Raw genomic sequence first — 19,958 nt, 5'->3', positions numbered from 1 at the left:
TATTATGCTGATTTACCTGCTTTTCTTCTTAATTGTTCACCAACAAACTTGACACCTTTTCCTTTGTAAGGCTCTGGCTTACGGAAGCCACGGATCTTGGCAGCTACTTGGCCTACCAATTGTTTGTCGTGTGAAGTCAACTTTACGATAGGGTTCTTTCCTTTTTCGGAAATCGTCTCGATTTTAACCTCGGGAGCAATATCCAACACAATATTGTGTGAGAAACCTAAAGCCAAATCCAATTTTTGTCCTTGGTTGCTTGCTCTATAACCTACACCTACCAATTCCAATTCCTTGGTCCATCCCTTGGAAACTCCTTCTGTCATGTTAGCGATAAGGGCGCGGTAAAGTCCGTGCTTCGCTTTAAGCTCTTTGGATTCGGAAGAACGGGAAAGCTGAACGCTTCCATCTTCCACCTTGATCTCCACTCCAGAAAATTCTTGGGATAGTTCTCCCAATTTACCCTTTACGGTAACTACATTCTCGTTCACTTCTACAGTGACACCCTCTGGAATCGTAATTGGATTGTTACCTATTCTAGACATTTTTCTTTTCTTTTCTCAATTAATAAACGTAGCACAATACTTCGCCACCTACGTTTTCTTGTTTGGCCTGTTTGCTGGTCATTACCCCATGGGAGGTAGAGACAATAGCGATCCCCAAACCGTTAAGAACTCTTGGAAGCTCTTCTGAACCTGCGTACTTACGAAGTCCAGGCTTGCTCACCCTTTGTAATTTTTTGATAACCGGCTCCTTGGTAAACTTATCGTACTTCAAGGCTATTTTAATATTTCCTTGGGTATCGTTTTCCTCAAATTTGTAGCTCAGGATATATCCTTGATCAAACAAAATTTTGGTCATCTGTCTTTTAAGATTGGAAGCAGGAATATCCACTACCCTATGACCTGCCCTGCTGGCATTTCTAATTCTGGTCAAATAATCTGAAATTGGATCTGTAAGCATTTCTCTTCTTTATCTGTTTACCAACTTGCCTTTTTAACTCCTGGAATCAAGCCCTGATTGGCCATTTCCCTGAATGTAACCCTGGAAATACCAAATGTTCTCATATATCCTCTTGGTCTACCGGTCAATTTGCAGCGATTACGCATGCGAACCGGAGAAGCGTTCTTAGGAAGCTTTTGCAAAGCCTCGTAATCACCGGCTTCTTTCAAAGCTTTTCTTTTTTCTGCATACTTTGCAACCATCTTTGCCCTTTTTCTCTCACGGGCTTTCATTGATTCCTTAGCCATACTAGTTCTTTTTAAAGGGTACTCCCAATTCGGTTAACAATGATTTTGCTTCTTTATCTGTTTCAGCAGAAGTAACGAAAGTGATGTCCATTCCGTTGATCCTGTTGATCTTGTCGATGTTGATCTCCGGGAAAATGATTTGCTCGGTCACCCCTAAGCTGTAATTTCCCCTTCCGTCAAATCCGGTTGCTTTTACACCCTGAAAATCACGTACCCTTGGTAGGGCAGAAGTAATCAATCGGTCCAAAAACTCATACATGCGCTCCCCTCTCAAGGTAACTTTGGCACCGATGGGCATTCCTTTTCTCAATTTAAAGGAAGCAACGTCCTTTTTGGAGATTGTAGCTACCGCTTTCTGACCAGTAATGTTGGTCAACTCCTCAACGGCATGGTCGATCAGCTTCTTGTCCGAAACTGCGGCACCAACACCACGGCTAACAACAATCTTTTCCAGTTTGGGAACCTGCATTACGTTCTTGTACCCAAATTCCTCGGAAAGCGCTTTGATTACACGCTCCCTATATTCTTGCTTTAATCTTGGAATGTAGCTCATAACTAGATTACTTCATTGGATTTTTTGGCCAACCTTTCTTTCTTACCATCCCTTACTTCGTAACCTACTCGAGTGGTCTCCCCAGATTTTGGGTCGATCAACGAAAGGTTGGAAATATGGATAGAGGCCTCCTTTTTCACAATTCCTCCCTGAGGATTCTTGGCACTTGGCTTTTCGTGCTTGGAAACCATATTGACTCCCTCTACGATGGCCTTGTTCTTTTCACGGTCTACCTGGAGCACTTTTCCTTCGGTGCCTTTGTGGTCTCCTGTAATGACCCTTACGGTATCCCCTGTTTTTATCTTCAATTTCATCTTACTAATATTTCTGTTAAAGCACCTCCGGAGCCAATGAAACAATCTTCATGAACTGCTTGTCCCTAAGTTCTCTGGCCACTGGACCAAAAACCCTGGTTCCGCGCATTTCACCTGTTGGGTTCAAAAGCACACAGGCATTGTCGTCAAAACGGATGTAAGATCCATCAGGTCTTCTTACTTCCTTTTTTGTTCTAACCACCACAGCTGTGGAAACCGAACCTTTTTTTACAGTTCCGTTGGGGGTAGCTTCCTTTACGGTTACTACAATCTTATCACCCAAAGAAGCGTATCTTCTCTTAGTTCCTCCGAGAACGCGGATGGTCAAAACTTCTTTTGCACCAGTGTTGTCCGCAACCTTTAATCTTGATTCTTGCTGTAACATAATTATTTAGCTCTTTCAAGGATTTCAACCAATCTCCAACATTTCGTCTTGCTCAATGGTCGGGTTTCCATAATTTTTACGGTATCACCTTCGTTGCAGTCATTCTTTTCATCATGAGCCACATACTTCTTGGTCTTCAAAACGAACTTACCGTACATAGGGTGCTTTACTCGCTTTACCTCAGAAACTACGATGGATTTCTCCATTTTGTTGCTGGTAACAACGCCTATTCTTTCTTTTCTTAAATTTCTTTTATCTTCCATAAGGCAAAACCGATTATTGTAATTCCCTTTTAGTTAATTCTGTTGCAAGTCTTGCTACCGTCCTTCTAGTTTTTCTAATCTGCATAGGATTTTCCAACGGAGTTACGGCATGGGCCATCTTAAGATCTGCGTGCTGTTTTTTAAGGTCAGCAAGCTTTTCTTTTAGCTCTTCAATTGAAAGTTCTTTTATCTCTGATTGTTTCATCTTTCTTTCCAATTAAATATTAAGCGGAATAATCCCTTGCTACGATAAACTTGGTTTTCACAGGCAACTTTTGAGCTGCAAGTCGCAAGGCTTCCTTGGCAACATCCATAGGCACACCGGCAACTTCAAACATGATTCTTCCAGGCTTAACAACGGCCACCCAATATTCTGGAGCACCCTTACCTTTACCCATACGTACCTCAAGAGGCTTTTTGGTGATGGGCTTGTCCGGGAAAATTTTGATCCACAATTGACCTTGTCTTTTCATATACCTTGTCGCAGCAATACGCGCAGCCTCAATCTGACGGGAAGTAATAAAATGGGAATCCAAGGATTTGATACCGAACATTCCATTGGAAAGTTGGTGCCCTCTCTGGGAATTTCCTTTCATACGTCCCTTCTGGGCTTTACGAAATTTGGTTCTTTTTGGCTGTAACATCTTACCTTTTCTTTATCTTATTACTTTCTACGACGTTGTGGTTTTTTACCATCACGCTTGTCGCCTTTTCCTTGACTCTTGGACAATCCTACCAATGGGGAAAGCTCTCTTTTTCCGTAGACCTCACCTTTCATGATCCAAACTTTGATTCCCAATCTTCCGTAAGTGGTGTGGGCTTCAACCAAAGCATAATCGACATCAGCACGGAAAGTTGACAATGGAATTCGTCCTTCCTTATAGGATTCTGAACGTGCCATTTCAGCACCGTTCAAACGTCCAGAAATCTGAATCTTAATCCCTTCGGCATTCATACGGATTGCAGCTGCAATGGCCATTTTGATGGCTCTTCGGTATGAAATTCTGCTCTCGATCTGTCTTGCAACACTCGCAGCAACCAAATTGGCGTCCAATTCAGGTCTCTTGATTTCATGGATATTGATCTGAACCTCTTTGTTGGTAATCTTCTTAAGCTCTTCCTTAAGCTTATCTACCTCTTGCCCACCTTTACCGATAATGATACCAGGTCTTGCCGTGGTAATGGTAATGGTGATCAATTTTAGGGTTCTTTCAATAATTACCCTTGACACACTGGCCTTGGCCAAACGCGCATGGATATACTTTCTTATCTTATCATCCTCAGCCAGCTTATCGCCGTAATCGTTACCGCCATACCAGTTGGATTCCCATCCCCTGATGATTCCTAAACGATTTCCTATCGGATTGGTCTTCTGTCCCATATTAAAATCTAGCTTTGAACGTTGTTATTGGATTCCAAGATCATGGTAACATGATTGGAACGTTTTCTAATTCTGTGTGCTCTTCCTTGAGGGGCAGGACGAAGTCTCTTCAACATAGTTCCACCATCCACACGGATTTCCTTGATATAAAGGTCAGCATCCTCAATGCTTGCATCCTCGTTCTTGGCCTCCCAGTTGGCAATTGCCGAAAGCAATAGTTTTTCCAATTTTCTTGAAGCCTCCTTTGGGTTGAACCTCAAAATGGCCAAAGCCATTTCTATTTGCTTTCCTCTAATCAAATCAGCGACCAAGCGCATTTTTCTAGGTGAGGTAGGGCAGTTGTTCAACTTGGCAATCGCAAGCTGCTTTTTCTCTTCTTTTAACCTTTCGGCCATTTGTCTTTTACGAACTCCCATAGCTTACTTACTTTTTACCTTTGTTTTTAGCTCCCGCATGACCCCTAAAGGATCTAGTGGGTGAAAATTCCCCAAGTTTATGACCCACCATGTTCTCGGTTACATACACAGGAACAAATTGTCTTCCGTTGTGTACCGCGATGGTCTGTCCTACGAAATCTGGAGTTATCATAGAGGCTCTGGACCATGTTTTGATAACCGATTTCTTACCTGAATCTATATTCGCCTGTACTTTCTTTTCCAAGCTGTGATGAACGTAAGGTCCTTTTTTTAATGAACGTGCCATTTACTTTTTCTTTTATTTCTTTCTACGTTCTATGATATATCTATTGGTGTCCTTGGTCTTGGAACGGGTTCTGAACCCTTTAGCTGGGATACCGTTCTTAGATCTTGGGTGACCTCCGGAAGCCCTTCCTTCACCACCACCCATTGGGTGATCAACAGGGTTCATAGCTACTGGTCTAGTTCTTGGTCTTCTACCCAACCATCTGCTTCTACCTGCTTTACCAGATACCAACAATTGGTGGTCAGAGTTGGATACCGCACCTACGGTTGCCAAACAATTGGCCAACACCATACGGGTCTCACCAGAAGGCAACTTAATGGTTACGAACTTTCCGTCCTTGGCCATCAACTGGGCAAATGTACCGGCACTACGTGCCATTACAGCACCTTGACCCGGTCTAAGTTCAATACAGGAAATGATGGTACCCAATGGAATCTCACTCAATGGAAGTGCATTTCCAATTTCTGGTGCAGCTTTTTCACCAGAAGAAATCTTCTGACCTACCTGCAGACCGTTTTGGGCCACTACATATCTTTTCTCACCGTCTTTGTATTCCACCAAGGCGATAAATGCAGTTCTGTTGGGATCGTATTGGATAGAAACCACAGTGGCATCCACACCTTGCTTATCCCTCTTGAAATCGATGACTCGATATCTTCTCTTATGACCCCCACCTCTATGGCGCATGGTCATTTTTCCTTGACTGTTCCTACCACCTGACTTTTTTAACGGAGCAAGCAAGCTTTTTTCCGGCTTATCAGTAGTAATCGCGTCAAATCCGTTTACTACTCTAAAACGCTGTCCAGGGGTTATCGGTTTTAATTTTCTAACTGACATTTCTCGTCTTTATAGATTACTGTAAAAATCAATAATATCACCTTCCGCCACGTCAACGATCGCTTTTTTCAAAGCATTGGTTTTCCCGTGTTGGATTCCTGTTTTTGTATAACGACTCTTACGATTTGGACCATAATTCATGGTACGCACCTTTTCCACAGAAACACCATAAGTAGCCTCTACTGCCTCTTTGATTTGAAGCTTGTTGGCCGCTGGGTCAACGTAGAAACCATAACGATTGAAAAGCTCGCTATCAGCGGTCATTTTTTCCGTAATGATTGGTTTTATCAACACACTCATGATATTCTTATTTCTTAAGGTTCGATTCTATTCCTTCCAAAGCACTCTCGGTAAGCACTACATTGTTTGCATTAACAATCTTGTAAGTACTTATTTCTGAGCTAGTTACAACTTCAGAACGCTCCAAATTGCGCGACGACAAATATACATTATTATTCGAGCCACCCAATACGATAAGAGACTTTTTGTTTTCGATGCCCAATGAGGTCAAAAACGCTTTGAAATCCTTTGTCTTTGGCCCCTCAAAACTGAAGTCCTCAACAACAGTGATTGCCTTCTCTTTGGACTTCAACGTCAAGGCTGATTTTCTGGCCAATCGCTTAACGTTTTTGTTCAATTTTTGTTGGTAATCTTTCGGTCTAGGACCAAAGATCCTACCACCTCCCCTAAAAATAGGAGACTTGATACTACCGGCCCTAGCGGTACCTGTACCTTTTTGCTTCTTGATTTTTCTGGTACTTCCAGCGATCTCAGCTCTTTCCTTGGCCTTGTGGGTACCTTGCCTTTGATGGGCCAAATACTGTTTAACATCCAAGTAGATGGCATGCTCATTAGGCTCTATTCCAAATACATCCTTAGAAAGGTCAACCTTTCTTCCTGTATCTTTTCCTTTGATATCTAAAACTGCAACCTTCATTACTTCTCAATTGTTACGTAAGCATTTTTATGGCCTGGAACTGCACCTTTCACTACGATAAGGTTTTTCTCAGGAACCACTTTCAATACTCTCAAGTTTTGAACTGTCACTCTCTCACCACCCATTCTACCGGCCATTTTCATGCCTTTGAATACTCGGGCTGGATAAGAGGCCGCACCAATGGAACCAGGAGCCCTTAATCGGTTGTGCTGACCGTGTGTAGCCTGTCCAACTCCACCAAAACCATGTCGCTTCACAACTCCTTGGAATCCTTTTCCTTTTGATGTACCTACTACATCAACAAATTCACCTTCAACAAATAAATCAACACCTACGGTGTCACCCAATTTGTATTCACCTTCAAAATCCCGGAATTCAACGACTTTTTTCTTTGGAGAAGCGCCAGCTTTTTTAACATGGCCCAATTCGGCCTTGTTTGCACGCTTTTCTGCCTTGTCATCGAAACCTAGTTGAAGGGCACTGTACCCGTCTACCTCTTCGGTTCTGACTTGGGTAACCACACATGGTCCAGCTTCAAGAACGGTACATGGAATGTTCTTTCCATTCTCGTCGAAGATGCTGGTCATGCCGATTTTTCTTCCTATTAACCCAGACATAAATATTTAATTAATCAATTATTTAATTTTTCAATGTGCCAATGCAAATGCTTGGCAAAAAAATTGGGTCAAAGAAAAGATTCTGTGACCCAGATATTTTTCTTTTTCCCGTTTTTCCTTCGCACGCAGCTCAGGACATGTCAACCCTTTTCTCTAAGGGCGTGCAAACTTACACTTTTATTTCGACTTCTACACCACTTGGAAGCTCTAATTTCATTAAAGCATCAATAGTTTTTGAAGAAGAACTATAAATATCAAGCAATCTCTTGTATGAACTTAGTTGAAATTGCTCTCTCGATTTCTTGTTCACGTGAGGCGAACGCAAAACCGTAAATATCTTTTTGTGCGTTGGCAACGGAATAGGTCCGGTTACCACAGCACCTGTTGTCTTAACTGTTTTCACAATTTTCTCAGCAGATTTATCCACTAAATTGTGATCATAAGATTTAAGCTTAATTCTAATTTTTTGACTCATCTTGCTGAAAAATTTAAGCGGTTACCCCTTTTACAGATTTAATTACTTCCTCTGCAATATTGGTAGGAGTTTCTGCGTAATGTGAAAATTCCATAGTTGAAGTTGCTCTACCGGAAGACAATGTTCTCAAAGCAGTTACATATCCAAACATTTCGGAAAGTGGTACCTCAGCTTTTACTACTTTGGAACCAGCTCTATCATCCATGTTGTTTACTTGACCTCTTCTTCGGTTCAAGTCACCAACGATATCACCCATGTTTTCCTCTGGTGTCAACACTTCCAATTTCATAATCGGCTCCATCAACACAGCTCTTGCAGCTTTAGCGGCCACTTTGTAACCTAACTTGGCAGCAAGTTCAAAGGATAGGGAATCGGAATCCACAGGGTGGAATGACCCATCCTTAAGGGTAATCTTCATACTATCCATCTCAAATCCGGCCAAAGGACCATTCTTCATGGCCTCTTTGAATCCTTTTTCAACAGATGGGATATATTCTTTAGGAATGTTACCTCCTTTAATTTCATTGATGAACTCTAGTCCGGCCTGACCTTCTTCAGCAGGCTCCATAGTAAATACGATATCCGCAAATTTACCACGACCACCGGTCTGTTTCTTGTAAGTCTCCCTGTGGTTCGCTGTAGCAGTCAATGCTTCTTTGTACTCAACCTGAGGTTGACCTTGGTTCACCTCAACCTTGAACTCCCTTCTTAGACGATCAACGATGATATCCAAGTGAAGCTCACCCATACCTGAAATAATGGTCTGACCTGAAGCTTCATCGGTTTTAACCTGGAAGGTTGGATCCTCTTCGGCCAATTTAGCCAAAGACATTCCCAATTTATCAACATCGGCCTTGGTTTTAGGCTCAACCGCGATACCGATTACCGGATCAGGGAAGTCCATACTTTCAAGTACGATGGGATGTTTTTCGGAAGACATGGTATCACCCGTCTTGATATCCTTAAATCCAACCGCAGCTCCAATATCCCCAGCTTCGATGTACTCAATTGCATTTTGCTTGTTGGAGTGCATTTGATAGATACGGGAGATACGCTCTTTTTTACCTGAACGGTTGTTCAAGATATAAGAACCTGCATCCAAACGTCCTGAGTAAGCTCTAAAGAAAGCCAAACGACCAACGAAAGGATCGGTAGCAATCTTAAATGCCAAAGCAGAGAACGGTTCTTTTGGATCTGGCTTTCTTGTGATTTCATTTCCTGTATCGGGATCTGTACCTACGATATCATCTTTATCCAAAGGAGAAGGTAAATAACGACATACAGCATCCAACAAGAATTGAACCCCTTTGTTTTTGAAGGAGGAACCACAAACCATAGGAATGATAGCCCTATCCATAACAGCAGCTCTCAAAGCAGCATGAACTTCTTCTTCAGTAATGGAATCTTCATCTTCAAAGAATTTCTCCATCAACTCCTCATCATATTCCGCAACCGCCTCGATCAACGCAGCTCTATATTCTTTAACCTCATCTTGCATTTCAGCAGGAATATCGATCACATCGAACGTAGAACCAAAATTCTCATCGTGCCATACGATCGCCCTATTCTTGGCAAGATCAACGATACCTTTAAAGTCAGCTTCTTCACCGATCGGCAAAACAATTGGTACGGCATTGGAACCCAACATCTCACGAACCTGCTTGCACACGTTCAAGAAGTTGGAACCTTGACGGTCCATTTTGTTTACGAAACCAATTCGAGGCACCTTATAGTTATCGGCCAATCTCCAGTTAGTTTCGGACTGGGGCTCTACCCCATCAACCGCACTGAACAAAAAGACCAATCCATCCAAAACACGAAGGGAACGGTTTACCTCAACGGTAAAGTCCACGTGTCCGGGAGTATCGATAATATTAAAGTGGTATCCTTTTGCATCAGCTGTTGGCTGACCATTTTCAGTGGGGAATTGCCATGTACAGGTCGTAGCTGCAGAGGTAATGGTAATACCACGCTCCTGCTCCTGCTCCATCCAGTCCATAGTCGCCGCACCATCGTGCACCTCACCAATCTTGTGACTTACACCTGTGTAAAAAAGAATACGCTCAGTAGTAGTGGTTTTTCCGGCATCAATATGCGCCGCAATACCTATATTCCTTGTGTATTTTAAATCTCTTGACATTGTTTTGACTAGAATCTAAAGTGTGAGAATGCTTTATTGGCTTCTGCCATTTTGTGGGTATCCACTCTTTTCTTGACAGCAGCTCCTTCTTCCTTGGCAGCAGCTAAAATTTCAGCAGCCAATTTTTGGGCCATGGATTTTTCATTACGCTTTCTAGCATAGCTGATCAACCATTTCATGGCAGTGGAAATCTTACGGTCTGGACGAATCTGCATAGGAATCTGAAATGTAGCACCACCTACTCTTCTACTTCTTACTTCAACGTGTGGCATTACATTGGAAAGGGCATCTTTCCAAAGTTCCAAAGCTTCTTTTTCTTCGTCTTGGTTTTTTTCATCTACAATGTCGATGGCATCGTAAAAAACCTTAAAGGCAACGGATTTTTTTCCGTCCCACATCATCATGTTCACAAAGCGGGTAACCAGCTGGTCGTTAAACCTTGGATCTGGCAATAACGGTCTTTTTTTCGCCTGTCTTTTTCTCATCGCTTCTTATTTTTTAGGACGTTTTGCGCCGTATTTTGATCTACGTTGCGTTCTACCTGCTACCCCTGCGGTATCCAATGCACCACGAACAATGTGGTAACGTACACCGGGTAAATCCTTAACTCTTCCACCTCTAACCAATACTATCGAGTGCTCTTGGAGGTTGTGTCCTTCGCCAGGGATGTATGCGTTAACTTCCTTACCATTGGTTAACCTTACCCTTGCCACTTTACGCATGGCAGAGTTAGGTTTCTTAGGCGTAGTCGTATAAACACGCGTACAAACCCCTCTTCGCTGAGGGCACGAATCCAAAGCAGCCGATTTACTCTTCTTGGTAATTGTGGCTCTTCCTTTTCGTACTAATTGTGAAATTGTTGGCATTAAAACTTCTATTAAAAATCAAAACAACCCTCGTTTTGAGGGCTGCAAATGTAGTGATATTTCGGAATAATTCAAATCCCTTAAGATTAAATTTCCGATCCGTTCTGAAAATCAAATTTATACACCAAAAAGCACGGGGGAAAATAACGGCTTTTAAGGTAGATTTTTTGAAGACTCCAATCCCACCTAAACCCTACAGATTTCCAGCAAAGATCAGTACATTGGTCAATCCTTTTTGGGTTTTTATATCGATACCTTTTTCCTTGATGAATTTTTTCACACTTTCCTGATGGCCAACATGAAGCAGGGCGATCAACTCTTTTTTCTTTGAAGGGGCATACATAGGAACTTTTTCTCCTACTTGTATATAATAATGAACCTCATCCACAAAGCGATGGGGAAAGGAAACAGCATGGGAGGTTTTGGCTTTCTTCCCCTCCTTGAACTTCTTTTTCTGTTGCTCCAATAACCGATAATCCCCAGTAACCAATAACTCCTTTAAATAGGACTCTGCAGACTCCCCTTTTTTATCCATATGGCTCATATAGGAAAAAGTTGCACTACCTAGCAAGCACGAAATGTCTTTATTCTTGAACAAAGCCAATGCTCTTTCACCCTTTAGATCCGAGTTTTTAATCTCAAATTCATCGTTAAAAGCATTGTACCTCATAAACAACTTCCGTTCCTCCTCTCCTTTGAAGAAAATTATCCCAGGTTCAAACTTATCGTTAACATAAATAGACCCCTCAATATCCTTCAATTGCAACTTTTGATCTATTCCCATAGCGGCAAATTTATCCCGCATTTGGCTGTAGAAGTTTTCTGACGCAGGATTGTTTCCAAAATCTGGCCCAATACCTTGCAGTCCTTTTTGATAGACACTAATGACCCCAGGTTGCACATTGGCTCTTTGTTGCGCCAACAACATCAATCCGGAGGTGAAGAAAAACATGATGAAAATTATTGACCTCATACCCATATATATATTAAGGTATAAATTACAAATTATTACCCTACCAATTTCACCCCAACCCCCTTTTAACAAAAAACTGTTTTATTATAGGTCCTTTAGGGTCCCTTTTTTACAAATACAACAGGTGTTTAGACATTTTTACGGTTCCATAACACATTTTCATTTGGCCCCAAAATCATCATTCTTATAATTTTTAGTCCTTCGAATTGATGACACTACAATTATCAAATGTGATTTTACAGCATTCCCATTTGTAAACACGGTCTTAAAATTTTAGTAAAATTAGTTTGGATTATTAACATGAAATTATGATTTTAGCGCCTAGCTAATTCAAATAATTTTAAAATGAGAACAAAACTTAATGGATTGTTAACGCTGTTATTGGCGTTTGTTGTGCATGTTTCTTTTGCACAAGACAATACGATTACGGGTACTGTTACGGATGCCGACGGCCTTCCGTTACCTGGAGTCAACATTGTCGTTGAAGGTACCACTACGGGTACCCAAACAGATTTTGACGGAAACTATGCTATTAGTGCCAGTCAAGGTCAGACACTTCTTTTTTCTTACATAGGGCAGAGAGATGCCAGAAGGGTCATTGGTGCAAGTAACGTAATCGATGTTCAAATGGAAGAGGATACCCAAGCGCTTGAAGAGGTTGTGGTTACGGCCCTTGGTATTAAAAGGGAGAAGCAAGCTCTGGGTTATGCAGTAACCGAAGTTGGATCCGATGATTTGGAGCAACGTCCTGAAGGTGATGTGGCCAGGGTACTTCAAGGTAAGGCTTCTGGGGTACAGATTACCCAGCAGAGTGGTCTTTCCGGATCTGGTACCAACATCGTTATTAGGGGTCAAACTACCTTTAGTGGTAGTAACCAAGCTTTGTTCATCATTGATGGTGTTCCTTTCAGTACGGACACCAACTCTATGGGTAGAAACGGAGACCGTCAGGATTTCGTTAACGGTAACAATGGTTCCAGTAGATTCTTGGACCTTGACCCAAACAGTATAGAAAGCGTAAACGTACTTAAAGGTCTTGCGGCTGCAACACTTTACGGTTCACAAGGACGTAACGGTGTAATCTTGATCACCACTAAAGGTGGATCGTCGCAAAGCGGACCAAAGAAGACAGAGATCACGGTTAATTCTTCTATGTTCTTTAACCAGATCGCTTCTTTGCCAGATTATCAAGATGAGTACGGTAACGGATTCGACCAGTCTTTCGGATGGTTCTTCAGTAACTGGGGACCAAGCTTTAGAAGAGAGGGAGCTTCCGGATGGGGTGCACAAGCCGCAATTGATGACCAAGGAACCTTGGCTCACCCATACTCTACTTCCACTGCTGCTATTCAAGCTGCATTCCCACAATTCCAGGGACAGCGTTATGAGTGGAGACCTTATGACAGTGTAAAGAATTTCTTTAAGACTGGAACAGTAGCCAACACTTCTGTGAACGTAAGAGGTACTTCTGATGATGGCAAGGTTGGTTACAACATGAACTATGGTTATTTAAAGGATAATGGATTTACCCCAAACAACAGTGTTACTCGTAACACACTATCTCTTGGTGGTAGAGCGCAATTGTCCAATAAATTCACCATTAATGGTACCGTTAACTTTGCAAGAACCAAGTTCATCTCTCCTCCTGTAGCATTGAGCCAGGGTAACGGAGCAACAGGTACAGGTTCTTCTGTATTTGGTGACCTTTGGTTTACTCCAAGAAGTATCGACGTACAAGGTCTTCCATTCCAGGATCCAATTACTGGTGGTAGTGTTTACTACAGACAGAACAACTCCATTCAGCACCCACTTTGGACAATTAATAATGCTGAGACCAATCAGGAGACCAACAGGGTGTTTGGACAGGCAACTGTACAATATGAACTGAATGACAACTTAAACATTATTTACCGTGCCGGTATCGATGTTTATAGCGAGAACAACACCAACTTCCAAAACAAAGGAGGTATCAACAGTAACTCCGGTGATGTTAGATTGGCAAGTGGTGTATATGAAACTTGGAACAACACCAATACGATTTGGGACCATAACCTTGTTATCAACGGAGATTATGATCTTACCGAAAAAATTGGTTCTACATTTAACGTTGGGGCAACCACAAGAAGAACTGTTTTCGACCAAAATGGTGTAGCTAGTGATGGTCAGCAAGTATTTGGAGTACTAAGACACTTCAACTTCTTGAACCAGAACGAGATTCAAACTTTCAGTGAGTTGAACATTGCAGGGGTTTATGCCCAGGCAGATTTTGACTATGACAACTTCTTATACTTAACTGTTGCAGCTAGGAACGACTGGGTATCCAACTTCTCTAAGGATAACAGGTCTCAGTTCTATCCTTCCGCAAGTTTGTCATTTATTCCAACAGCGGCGATCGATGGTTTGAAATCTGAAAATGTATTGAACTACTTGAAGATTCGAGGTGGTATCGGAGTTTCTGCAAACTTTGATGTATTGACTACCAACTACCCCGTTGCAAGTACTTTGATCTTGGACACTCAGGATGTGCAAGATGGTACTGGACAGAATGTTGTAACCAATACTACAGGAACTCGTTTGGGTAACCCTAATCTACAGCCTGAAACTTTGGAAGAAATCGAAATTGGTATCGAATCCAGATGGTGGGACAGCAGAATTACATTGGATGCTTCCATCTACCAGAGAAAGACCAACGATTTGATTTTGGACAGACCTCTTGATCCTGCTACTGGATTTACAGTAACAGCGACCAACATTGGTGAGATTGAGTCTGAAGGGGTTGAAATCGATTTAGGTGTAAACTGGATCAGAGGGGATGAGGAAGGTGACTTCGATTGGAGCACTAACCTTAACTTCACAGCTTACGAAACTACGGTTACGAATTTAGGATTGGATACTGACCAAGTAGTTTACTCCGGTTTTTCCAACTTGGGTAACGCTGCAATCGAAGGCGAACCTCTTGGTGTATTCTTCGGAAGCAGAATCGCAACTGATGCTGCCGGTAACTATGTTGTAGGTGCTGATGGTAACTACGTTCAAGATCCAAGTGATGGTATCATTGGTGATCCAAACCCAGACTGGGTAGCTAACGTAAGAAACAGCCTGTCTTATAAAAACTTCACTTTAGGTTTCCAGTGGAACTGGACACAAGGTGGTGATATTTACTCATCTACAATCTCCACACTACTAGGTAGGGGATTGATTACTGAGACTATAGACAGGGAAAACACCTTTATTTTACCTGGAGTTGATGCTAACGGAAATGTCAACAACAGACAGATCAATAACTCAACGTATTTCTTTAGTAACCTATTATTTGGCCCAAGTGAACTGCAAGTTTATGATGCCACTACGGTAAGGTTACAAGAAGCTTCTTTGAGCTATAGCCTACCATCCAAATTCTTGGATAAAACACCATTCGGAGCACTTACATTCACAGTTTCCGGAAACAACCTTTGGTACAGAGCCATCAATACTCCAAAAGGAGCGCGCTTTGATCCAAACACAAGTGGTACTGGTGTAGGTAACGGTTTTGGTTTCGACTTTATTAACGGACCAAGTTCAAGAAGGTACGGACTTAGTGTAAAAGCATCATTCTAAGAAATATAATAATGAAAATAATGAAAAACATAAGCAGATATATGACTTTGACGGTCTTAGGAGGATTGCTAGCGTTTACCTCTTGTGAGACCACGGAGCTCGATCTTACAGCTAACCCTAACTTCCTGACTCCAGATCAGGCGGGCGTCGATTTCTTCCTAAACTCGATCCAGGAAGATTTCGTAAGGCAGTTTGAAGGAGACGCCGATTTTGACCTTAACGATAACTGGCAATCTGGTGGTAACACCACAGGTGACGGTTTCAACGAGTTGGGTATGGAAATGACCCGTATCGTAAATATGAACGGTAGGAACTATAACACCGTTTACCAAGACAGTGACATGAACGATGAATGGCTGAATGCCTATAGAGGTGTACTTGCAGACATTCGTGCAATGACTCCTTTGGCTGAAGAAGCTGGTCTAACCAGACACATTGGTATAGCCCAGTTCATTGAAGCTTACTTGATGATCAGTATGGTGGATTTCTTCGGAGATGTTCCTTACTCTGAAATTGTACAAGGTGCCGAATCTAACTTTAATCCAGCTTTGGATTCTGGAGCAAGCATTTATGACGCTTGTTTGGCTTTGATCGATGACGCTATCGCCAATTTCAGGAGCACTCCAACTGCTAACCCTGCGGTTGATTTCTACTATGGAAATGACTATGCAAAATGGGAAAGAGCTGCAAATACGCTTAAACTTAAAATCTATGTTCAGCGTAGATTAGTTGATTCAAATGCAGCTTCTAGCTTCAACTCTATTATCAACAGCGGAAACTATATCATGGATACTGCTGATGATTTTGTATGGAGATGGCCAGCTACAAGTGCTACACAGCCTGATACAAGACACCCAAGATATGGTATCAACTACCAAGCTGCTGGTGCTGGAGAGTACATGTCCAACTGGCTAATGTCCCTTATGGATGAAACCGCCGATCCAAGGACTCGTTTCTACTTCTACAGACAGACCACTGCGGTTCCTGGGGCAGAGATTGCTCCTAACGAGGAATTGCTGAACTGTTCTTTGGAAACTCCACCACAGCACTACATCAACGCCGGATTCGGTGGGGATTTCTGCTGGTTGCCTAACGGTTTCTGGGGAAGAGCCCATGGAGAAGCAGATGGTATTCCACCAGATGGATTGTTGAGAGCTACTTATGGAACGTACCCTGTAGGTGGTAGATTTGATGACGATAGTTTCTTGGCCATTAGCCCATCTGCAGGTGGCGGTGGAACAGGAATCACCAACCTTTTGACCGCTTTCGGAGTAGATTTCATGAGAGCTGAGATGGCGATGGTTGCTGGAAATACTGGCGATGCAAGAACATTTATGTTGGAAGGCTTGGCTAAATCCGTTGCTAAAGTACACGGTTTCTTAGCCGGTAGAGAAGCAGGAGCAGACCTTTCTTTCGTTCCTTCTGAAGGAGACATAAACGCTTATAGCACCCAAATTGGAATCAATTTTGACGATGCCGATACCGACGGTAAGTGGGATGTAATTGCTGAGCAATATTTCATAGCTCATTTTGGTAATGGAGTTGAGCCTTATAACTTCTACAGAAGAACAGGTTTCCCAACCACATTGCAACCTAACTTGGAGCCGGATCCAGGAACTTTCATTAGATCTATGTACTATCCTGCAAACGCGGTGAACAACAACTCTAGCATCACCCAAAAGGCAGATCAGACACAGCCCGTATTCTGGGATACTAACCCCACAGCTCCTGTGGCTAATTAAAAAAAAGAGCGATGAAAAACGTAAAAATTAATTTCATGAAAAATTTCAAGATGTACGTCTTGTTGGCCTTGGGTATTTTTATTGCAGGGTGTAGCGAAGACGACAAGGTTTCGGTACTCGTGCAGGATACCGTTACCAGTGGAGCTATTTTAAGGACGCTTTCTGCAACTGGAGCGTTGGATATGTTCGATACGGCTAGTACCTTGGCCTTCTCTATTCAAGAGCAAGATGCCGAAGGTGGAGCTTTATTGGATCGTGTGGAAATCACTGCAAGCTTTGTGGATAACAATGGTGCCGACAACTCTGTTGCCAACGCTGCATTGGCCACTATTGCTTCTAGTGAATTTGGTGAGACTGATGGACTGCCAAGTTTCGATTACAGCGTTACCATGGCGGAAGTATTGAGTGCTACAGGTGTTGCACTTACAGAAGTACTTCCTGGTGACCAATTTGTAATCGACATGGAGCTTTTCTTGACAGATGGTAGGTCTTTCAAAAACTCTGACACAACTGGTAACGTAAGTGGAGGTTCTTTCTTTAGTTCTCCATACCAGTACACTGAGTTGGTTGATGACGGAATTGCATTCGATATCGAAGATGTGAATGCCAATGAAGTTTCCCTTACCAATCCAAATATGGATTATTCCGTAGCGATTACAATTGATGATGGTAACGACCAAGCTTTACTAGCGACTTTGAACCTGTATCGTGCATTTGTTGACAGAAGTATCGTTGATGATATAAACGCATCTGAGCCAGAAGAGCTTTTCGCAACTTGGAACATTGCCGATTTGGATATTGAGGACGGTGTAAGTTCTTTGGACTATGAAATCACTCTTGATGACTTGTATGGTCCTAACCTAACGTTTGATGACCTTGGTGTAAATGACGAATTCCAATTGCGTTACGAAATCGTAACTGCTGACGGAAGAGTTGTGACCACTGATGAGAACGATACAGAGTACTACAGAGCTGTTTTCGTAACAGAATGTATTCAGTTGAATGCTGATGCTCCATACCCAGGTGAATACACCATTAACCACTTTGACTCTTATGGTGATGGTTGGAATGGAGCGTCTATCGATGTAACGATAGATGGCGGTGACACAGTTAGCTATACACTTGAAAATGGTGAAAATGGCACTTCTACTTTCACCGTACCGGAAGGAGCTACTTCTTTAGTAATTGCCTATTCATCCGGTGATTGGGAGAGTGAAGTTTCATATACCATTCAAGATCCAAATTTAAAGACAGCAGCAAGCGATGGTCCTTTCCCCGCAGTCGGAGAAATTACTATTCTTGTATGTGAATAAGATAGCGCAACTATCATAAATTATAATAAGGGGCATCATACTGATGCCCCTTTTTTAAATAACTCCATTTCTTTTGGATTGGACGTGTTAGGATGCACACTTCAGTATCCATACACCCCTTTTTTTGAATTTAGTTACCTTTAGCTCAAAAATTCCTATGAAGCGTACCTTTCGATTGATTCTGGCTTCTTTGCTATCCATTCTGTTTTTGATGAACGCATGCAATAGCGATGACCCACCCACAATAGTTATTGACGACACTCCAGGGGAAACCCCCACTGATGACGAACCCACTGATGACGAGCCTACCGATGATGAACCCACGGACGACGAACCTGTAGACCCTCCAGGAGTTGGGGAAGAAGCAGGCACAGTCGAATTTTTAAATGAAGACCTTGTAAGTGACGGGTATGTGCTCATTAACGACGCTGGTGCAGATAGAGTTTATCTTATGGACAAAAATTCGATAATTCTATACGAATGGGACCTACCATTCGGAATTGGCAACGATGTTGAATTGTTGCCTGATGGTCGACTTTTAGGTATTATGAAAGCAGAGGAACCTGACATCCAATACGGAGGTCAAGGCGGTAAACTCCAATTTATTAATCCTGATAGTTCTGTAGACTGGAATTTCGATTACTCTACGCCCGAACATATAACCCATCATGATGTTGAACTCCTGCCCAATGGCAATGTATTGACCATCGTTTGGGAACGGAAAACTGCCGAAGAGGCAGAGCAGGCTGGCTCAAGCTTGGCAATCGATGTCTTCCCCGAAGCGATAATTGAGGTGAATCCTGCAACGGATCAAATTGTATGGGAATGGCATGCATGGGACCATATCATCCAAGATCATGACGACACCAAAGAAAATTTTGGCGTAATAGCCGATAATCCAAATCGTATCAACCTGAATTATGTTACCGATAAGGAAGGGGATATTATGCACGCGAACGGTCTCGAATATGATGAAAACAACGATTTGATTTTCCTTAGCGTCAACTTTTATCATGAAGTTTGGGTTATAGACCATAGTACCAGCACAGAGGAAGCTGCGTCCAATTCTGGCGGTAATTACGGACTTGGCGGAAACTTGGTTTACCGATTCGGGAACCCCAAAGCATACGACAACGCCATGGGCGAAAGATTGTTTCGAAACAATCACCATCCCAGATTACTCGACGGAATGGATTTGGGCAAGTTCTCCATCTATAGCAATGGAGCCGATTTGGAACAATCCACAGCCTATGAACTACAACTCCCAGACCCTCTGGAACTACAGGTCAACACAGATAACGAACCTGCCGTGGCTTGGAGTTTTACAGATGAAGCGCTTTATGCCCCCAGAGTTTCCGGAATGGTAAGGATATCTAGTGGGAACAGACTGATAACCGAAGGCGATTTCGGCGTTTGGGAAGTTACCGAAGCAGGTGAGGTAGTTTGGAAATTTCATACTCCAGGGTTCTATTGGAGATCTTACCACTACGACACCGACCATCCCGGGATTGTTGCTTTAGGACTATAGCTTGCTTAGGTAAACACATTCTATATAAATATTAACTATTTCAAGCTCAATATTATAGTATATTTCCATTCGAATTGAATTCACC

25 protein-coding genes are annotated in these 19,958 nt (G+C 42.4%); 4 read left to right on the top strand and 21 right to left on the bottom strand.

Annotated elements, in window-relative coordinates:
* Positions 1 to 2 precede the first annotated feature (2 nt).
* The 21 genes from rplF to M3P07_RS00565 all read right to left on the bottom strand — a co-directional run bounded on the left by rplF (position 3) and on the right by M3P07_RS00565 (position 11,693).
* Complete coding sequence (rplF, locus tag M3P07_RS00665; protein ID WP_249967964.1) at positions 3 to 545, bottom strand: 50S ribosomal protein L6; 543 nt, start codon at positions 543 to 545, stop codon at positions 3 to 5.
* Between the two features lie 19 nt (positions 546 to 564).
* Positions 565 to 963: a 30S ribosomal protein S8 gene (gene rpsH / locus M3P07_RS00660; RefSeq protein WP_249967963.1), complete on the bottom strand. Its 399-nt coding sequence runs from the start codon at positions 961 to 963 to the stop codon at positions 565 to 567.
* Between the two features lie 17 nt (positions 964 to 980).
* Positions 981 to 1,250 carry a 30S ribosomal protein S14 gene (rpsN, locus tag M3P07_RS00655; protein WP_116218582.1) on the bottom strand — a complete coding sequence of 90 codons (270 nt, stop codon included), beginning with the start codon at positions 1,248 to 1,250 and terminating at the stop codon, positions 981 to 983.
* Position 1,251: 1 nt separating this feature from the next.
* The gene (gene rplE / locus M3P07_RS00650) at positions 1,252 to 1,803 is read right to left on the bottom strand and encodes a 50S ribosomal protein L5 (RefSeq protein ID WP_249967962.1); all 552 of its coding nucleotides are present in this window, start codon (positions 1,801 to 1,803) and stop codon (positions 1,252 to 1,254) included.
* A 2-nt stretch (positions 1,804 to 1,805) separates the two neighbouring features.
* Positions 1,806 to 2,117 carry a 50S ribosomal protein L24 gene (rplX, locus tag M3P07_RS00645; RefSeq protein ID WP_249967961.1) on the bottom strand — a complete coding sequence of 104 codons (312 nt, stop codon included), beginning with the start codon at positions 2,115 to 2,117 and terminating at the stop codon, positions 1,806 to 1,808.
* A gap of 16 nt (positions 2,118 to 2,133) precedes the next feature.
* Positions 2,134 to 2,502 (bottom strand): 50S ribosomal protein L14, encoded by a 369-nt coding sequence (rplN, locus tag M3P07_RS00640; RefSeq protein ID WP_073181004.1) that lies wholly within the window; start codon positions 2,500 to 2,502, stop codon positions 2,134 to 2,136.
* A gap of 2 nt (positions 2,503 to 2,504) precedes the next feature.
* Complete coding sequence (rpsQ, locus tag M3P07_RS00635; RefSeq protein ID WP_249655645.1) at positions 2,505 to 2,765, bottom strand: 30S ribosomal protein S17; 261 nt, start codon at positions 2,763 to 2,765, stop codon at positions 2,505 to 2,507.
* A 13-nt stretch (positions 2,766 to 2,778) separates the two neighbouring features.
* Positions 2,779 to 2,970, bottom strand: coding sequence for a 50S ribosomal protein L29 (gene rpmC, locus M3P07_RS00630; protein WP_249655644.1), 192 nt, complete (start codon positions 2,968 to 2,970; stop codon positions 2,779 to 2,781).
* Between the two features lie 19 nt (positions 2,971 to 2,989).
* Positions 2,990 to 3,409: a 50S ribosomal protein L16 gene (rplP, locus tag M3P07_RS00625; protein WP_073181010.1), complete on the bottom strand. Its 420-nt coding sequence runs from the start codon at positions 3,407 to 3,409 to the stop codon at positions 2,990 to 2,992.
* Between the two features lie 20 nt (positions 3,410 to 3,429).
* Positions 3,430 to 4,146, bottom strand: a complete 717-nt coding sequence (gene rpsC, locus M3P07_RS00620) for a 30S ribosomal protein S3 (RefSeq protein ID WP_249967960.1) — start codon at positions 4,144 to 4,146, stop codon at positions 3,430 to 3,432.
* Between the two features lie 8 nt (positions 4,147 to 4,154).
* On the bottom strand, positions 4,155 to 4,562 hold the full coding sequence (rplV, locus tag M3P07_RS00615) for a 50S ribosomal protein L22 (protein WP_249967959.1): 408 nt from the start codon (positions 4,560 to 4,562) through the stop codon (positions 4,155 to 4,157).
* A 7-nt stretch (positions 4,563 to 4,569) separates the two neighbouring features.
* Complete coding sequence (gene rpsS / locus M3P07_RS00610; RefSeq protein WP_171659910.1) at positions 4,570 to 4,848, bottom strand: 30S ribosomal protein S19; 279 nt, start codon at positions 4,846 to 4,848, stop codon at positions 4,570 to 4,572.
* A gap of 12 nt (positions 4,849 to 4,860) precedes the next feature.
* On the bottom strand, positions 4,861 to 5,685 hold the full coding sequence (gene rplB / locus M3P07_RS00605; RefSeq protein WP_249967958.1) for a 50S ribosomal protein L2: 825 nt from the start codon (positions 5,683 to 5,685) through the stop codon (positions 4,861 to 4,863).
* 9 nt (positions 5,686 to 5,694) lie between these two features.
* On the bottom strand, positions 5,695 to 5,985 hold the full coding sequence (gene rplW / locus M3P07_RS00600; protein WP_249967957.1) for a 50S ribosomal protein L23: 291 nt from the start codon (positions 5,983 to 5,985) through the stop codon (positions 5,695 to 5,697).
* 7 nt (positions 5,986 to 5,992) lie between these two features.
* Positions 5,993 to 6,622, bottom strand: coding sequence for a 50S ribosomal protein L4 (rplD, locus tag M3P07_RS00595; protein WP_249967956.1), 630 nt, complete (start codon positions 6,620 to 6,622; stop codon positions 5,993 to 5,995).
* Complete coding sequence (gene rplC, locus M3P07_RS00590) at positions 6,622 to 7,239, bottom strand: 50S ribosomal protein L3 (RefSeq protein ID WP_249967955.1); 618 nt, start codon at positions 7,237 to 7,239, stop codon at positions 6,622 to 6,624. The genes rplD and rplC overlap by 1 nt, the downstream gene beginning before the upstream one ends.
* Positions 7,240 to 7,408: 169 nt before the next feature.
* The gene (gene rpsJ / locus M3P07_RS00585) at positions 7,409 to 7,714 is read right to left on the bottom strand and encodes a 30S ribosomal protein S10 (protein WP_007094989.1); all 306 of its coding nucleotides are present in this window, start codon (positions 7,712 to 7,714) and stop codon (positions 7,409 to 7,411) included.
* A gap of 13 nt (positions 7,715 to 7,727) precedes the next feature.
* Positions 7,728 to 9,854 carry an elongation factor G gene (gene fusA / locus M3P07_RS00580; RefSeq protein ID WP_249967954.1) on the bottom strand — a complete coding sequence of 709 codons (2,127 nt, stop codon included), beginning with the start codon at positions 9,852 to 9,854 and terminating at the stop codon, positions 7,728 to 7,730.
* 8 nt (positions 9,855 to 9,862) lie between these two features.
* Positions 9,863 to 10,339 (bottom strand): 30S ribosomal protein S7, encoded by a 477-nt coding sequence (gene rpsG, locus M3P07_RS00575; RefSeq protein WP_138835188.1) that lies wholly within the window; start codon positions 10,337 to 10,339, stop codon positions 9,863 to 9,865.
* A 6-nt stretch (positions 10,340 to 10,345) separates the two neighbouring features.
* A complete protein-coding gene (gene rpsL / locus M3P07_RS00570; protein WP_013305196.1) occupies positions 10,346 to 10,720 on the bottom strand; it encodes a 30S ribosomal protein S12 in 375 nt (124 codons plus the stop codon).
* Positions 10,721 to 10,913: 193 nt separating this feature from the next.
* On the bottom strand, positions 10,914 to 11,693 hold the full coding sequence (locus tag M3P07_RS00565; RefSeq protein WP_249967953.1) for a hypothetical protein: 780 nt from the start codon (positions 11,691 to 11,693) through the stop codon (positions 10,914 to 10,916).
* 345 nt (positions 11,694 to 12,038) lie between these two features.
* On the opposite strand from M3P07_RS00565, the gene M3P07_RS00560 reads away from it, so the two are divergent.
* The 4 genes from M3P07_RS00560 (at position 12,039) to M3P07_RS00545 (ending at position 19,873) form a co-directional block, all read left to right on the top strand.
* Positions 12,039 to 15,290 carry a SusC/RagA family TonB-linked outer membrane protein gene (locus tag M3P07_RS00560; RefSeq protein ID WP_249967952.1) on the top strand — a complete coding sequence of 1,084 codons (3,252 nt, stop codon included), beginning with the start codon at positions 12,039 to 12,041 and terminating at the stop codon, positions 15,288 to 15,290.
* A gap of 20 nt (positions 15,291 to 15,310) precedes the next feature.
* Positions 15,311 to 17,032 carry a SusD/RagB family nutrient-binding outer membrane lipoprotein gene (locus M3P07_RS00555; protein WP_249967951.1) on the top strand — a complete coding sequence of 574 codons (1,722 nt, stop codon included), beginning with the start codon at positions 15,311 to 15,313 and terminating at the stop codon, positions 17,030 to 17,032.
* Positions 17,033 to 17,067: 35 nt separating this feature from the next.
* A complete protein-coding gene (locus M3P07_RS00550; protein ID WP_249967950.1) occupies positions 17,068 to 18,345 on the top strand; it encodes a hypothetical protein in 1,278 nt (425 codons plus the stop codon).
* A gap of 157 nt (positions 18,346 to 18,502) precedes the next feature.
* On the top strand, positions 18,503 to 19,873 hold the full coding sequence (locus M3P07_RS00545) for an aryl-sulfate sulfotransferase (protein ID WP_249967949.1): 1,371 nt from the start codon (positions 18,503 to 18,505) through the stop codon (positions 19,871 to 19,873).
* The last annotated feature ends 85 nt before the right edge of the window (positions 19,874 to 19,958 follow it).

The sequence above is a fragment of the Flagellimonas myxillae genome (assembly GCF_023502235.1).
GTDB lineage: Bacteria > Bacteroidota > Bacteroidia > Flavobacteriales > Flavobacteriaceae > Flagellimonas > Flagellimonas myxillae.
This window is presented reverse-complemented; position numbering and strand designations above follow the sequence as displayed.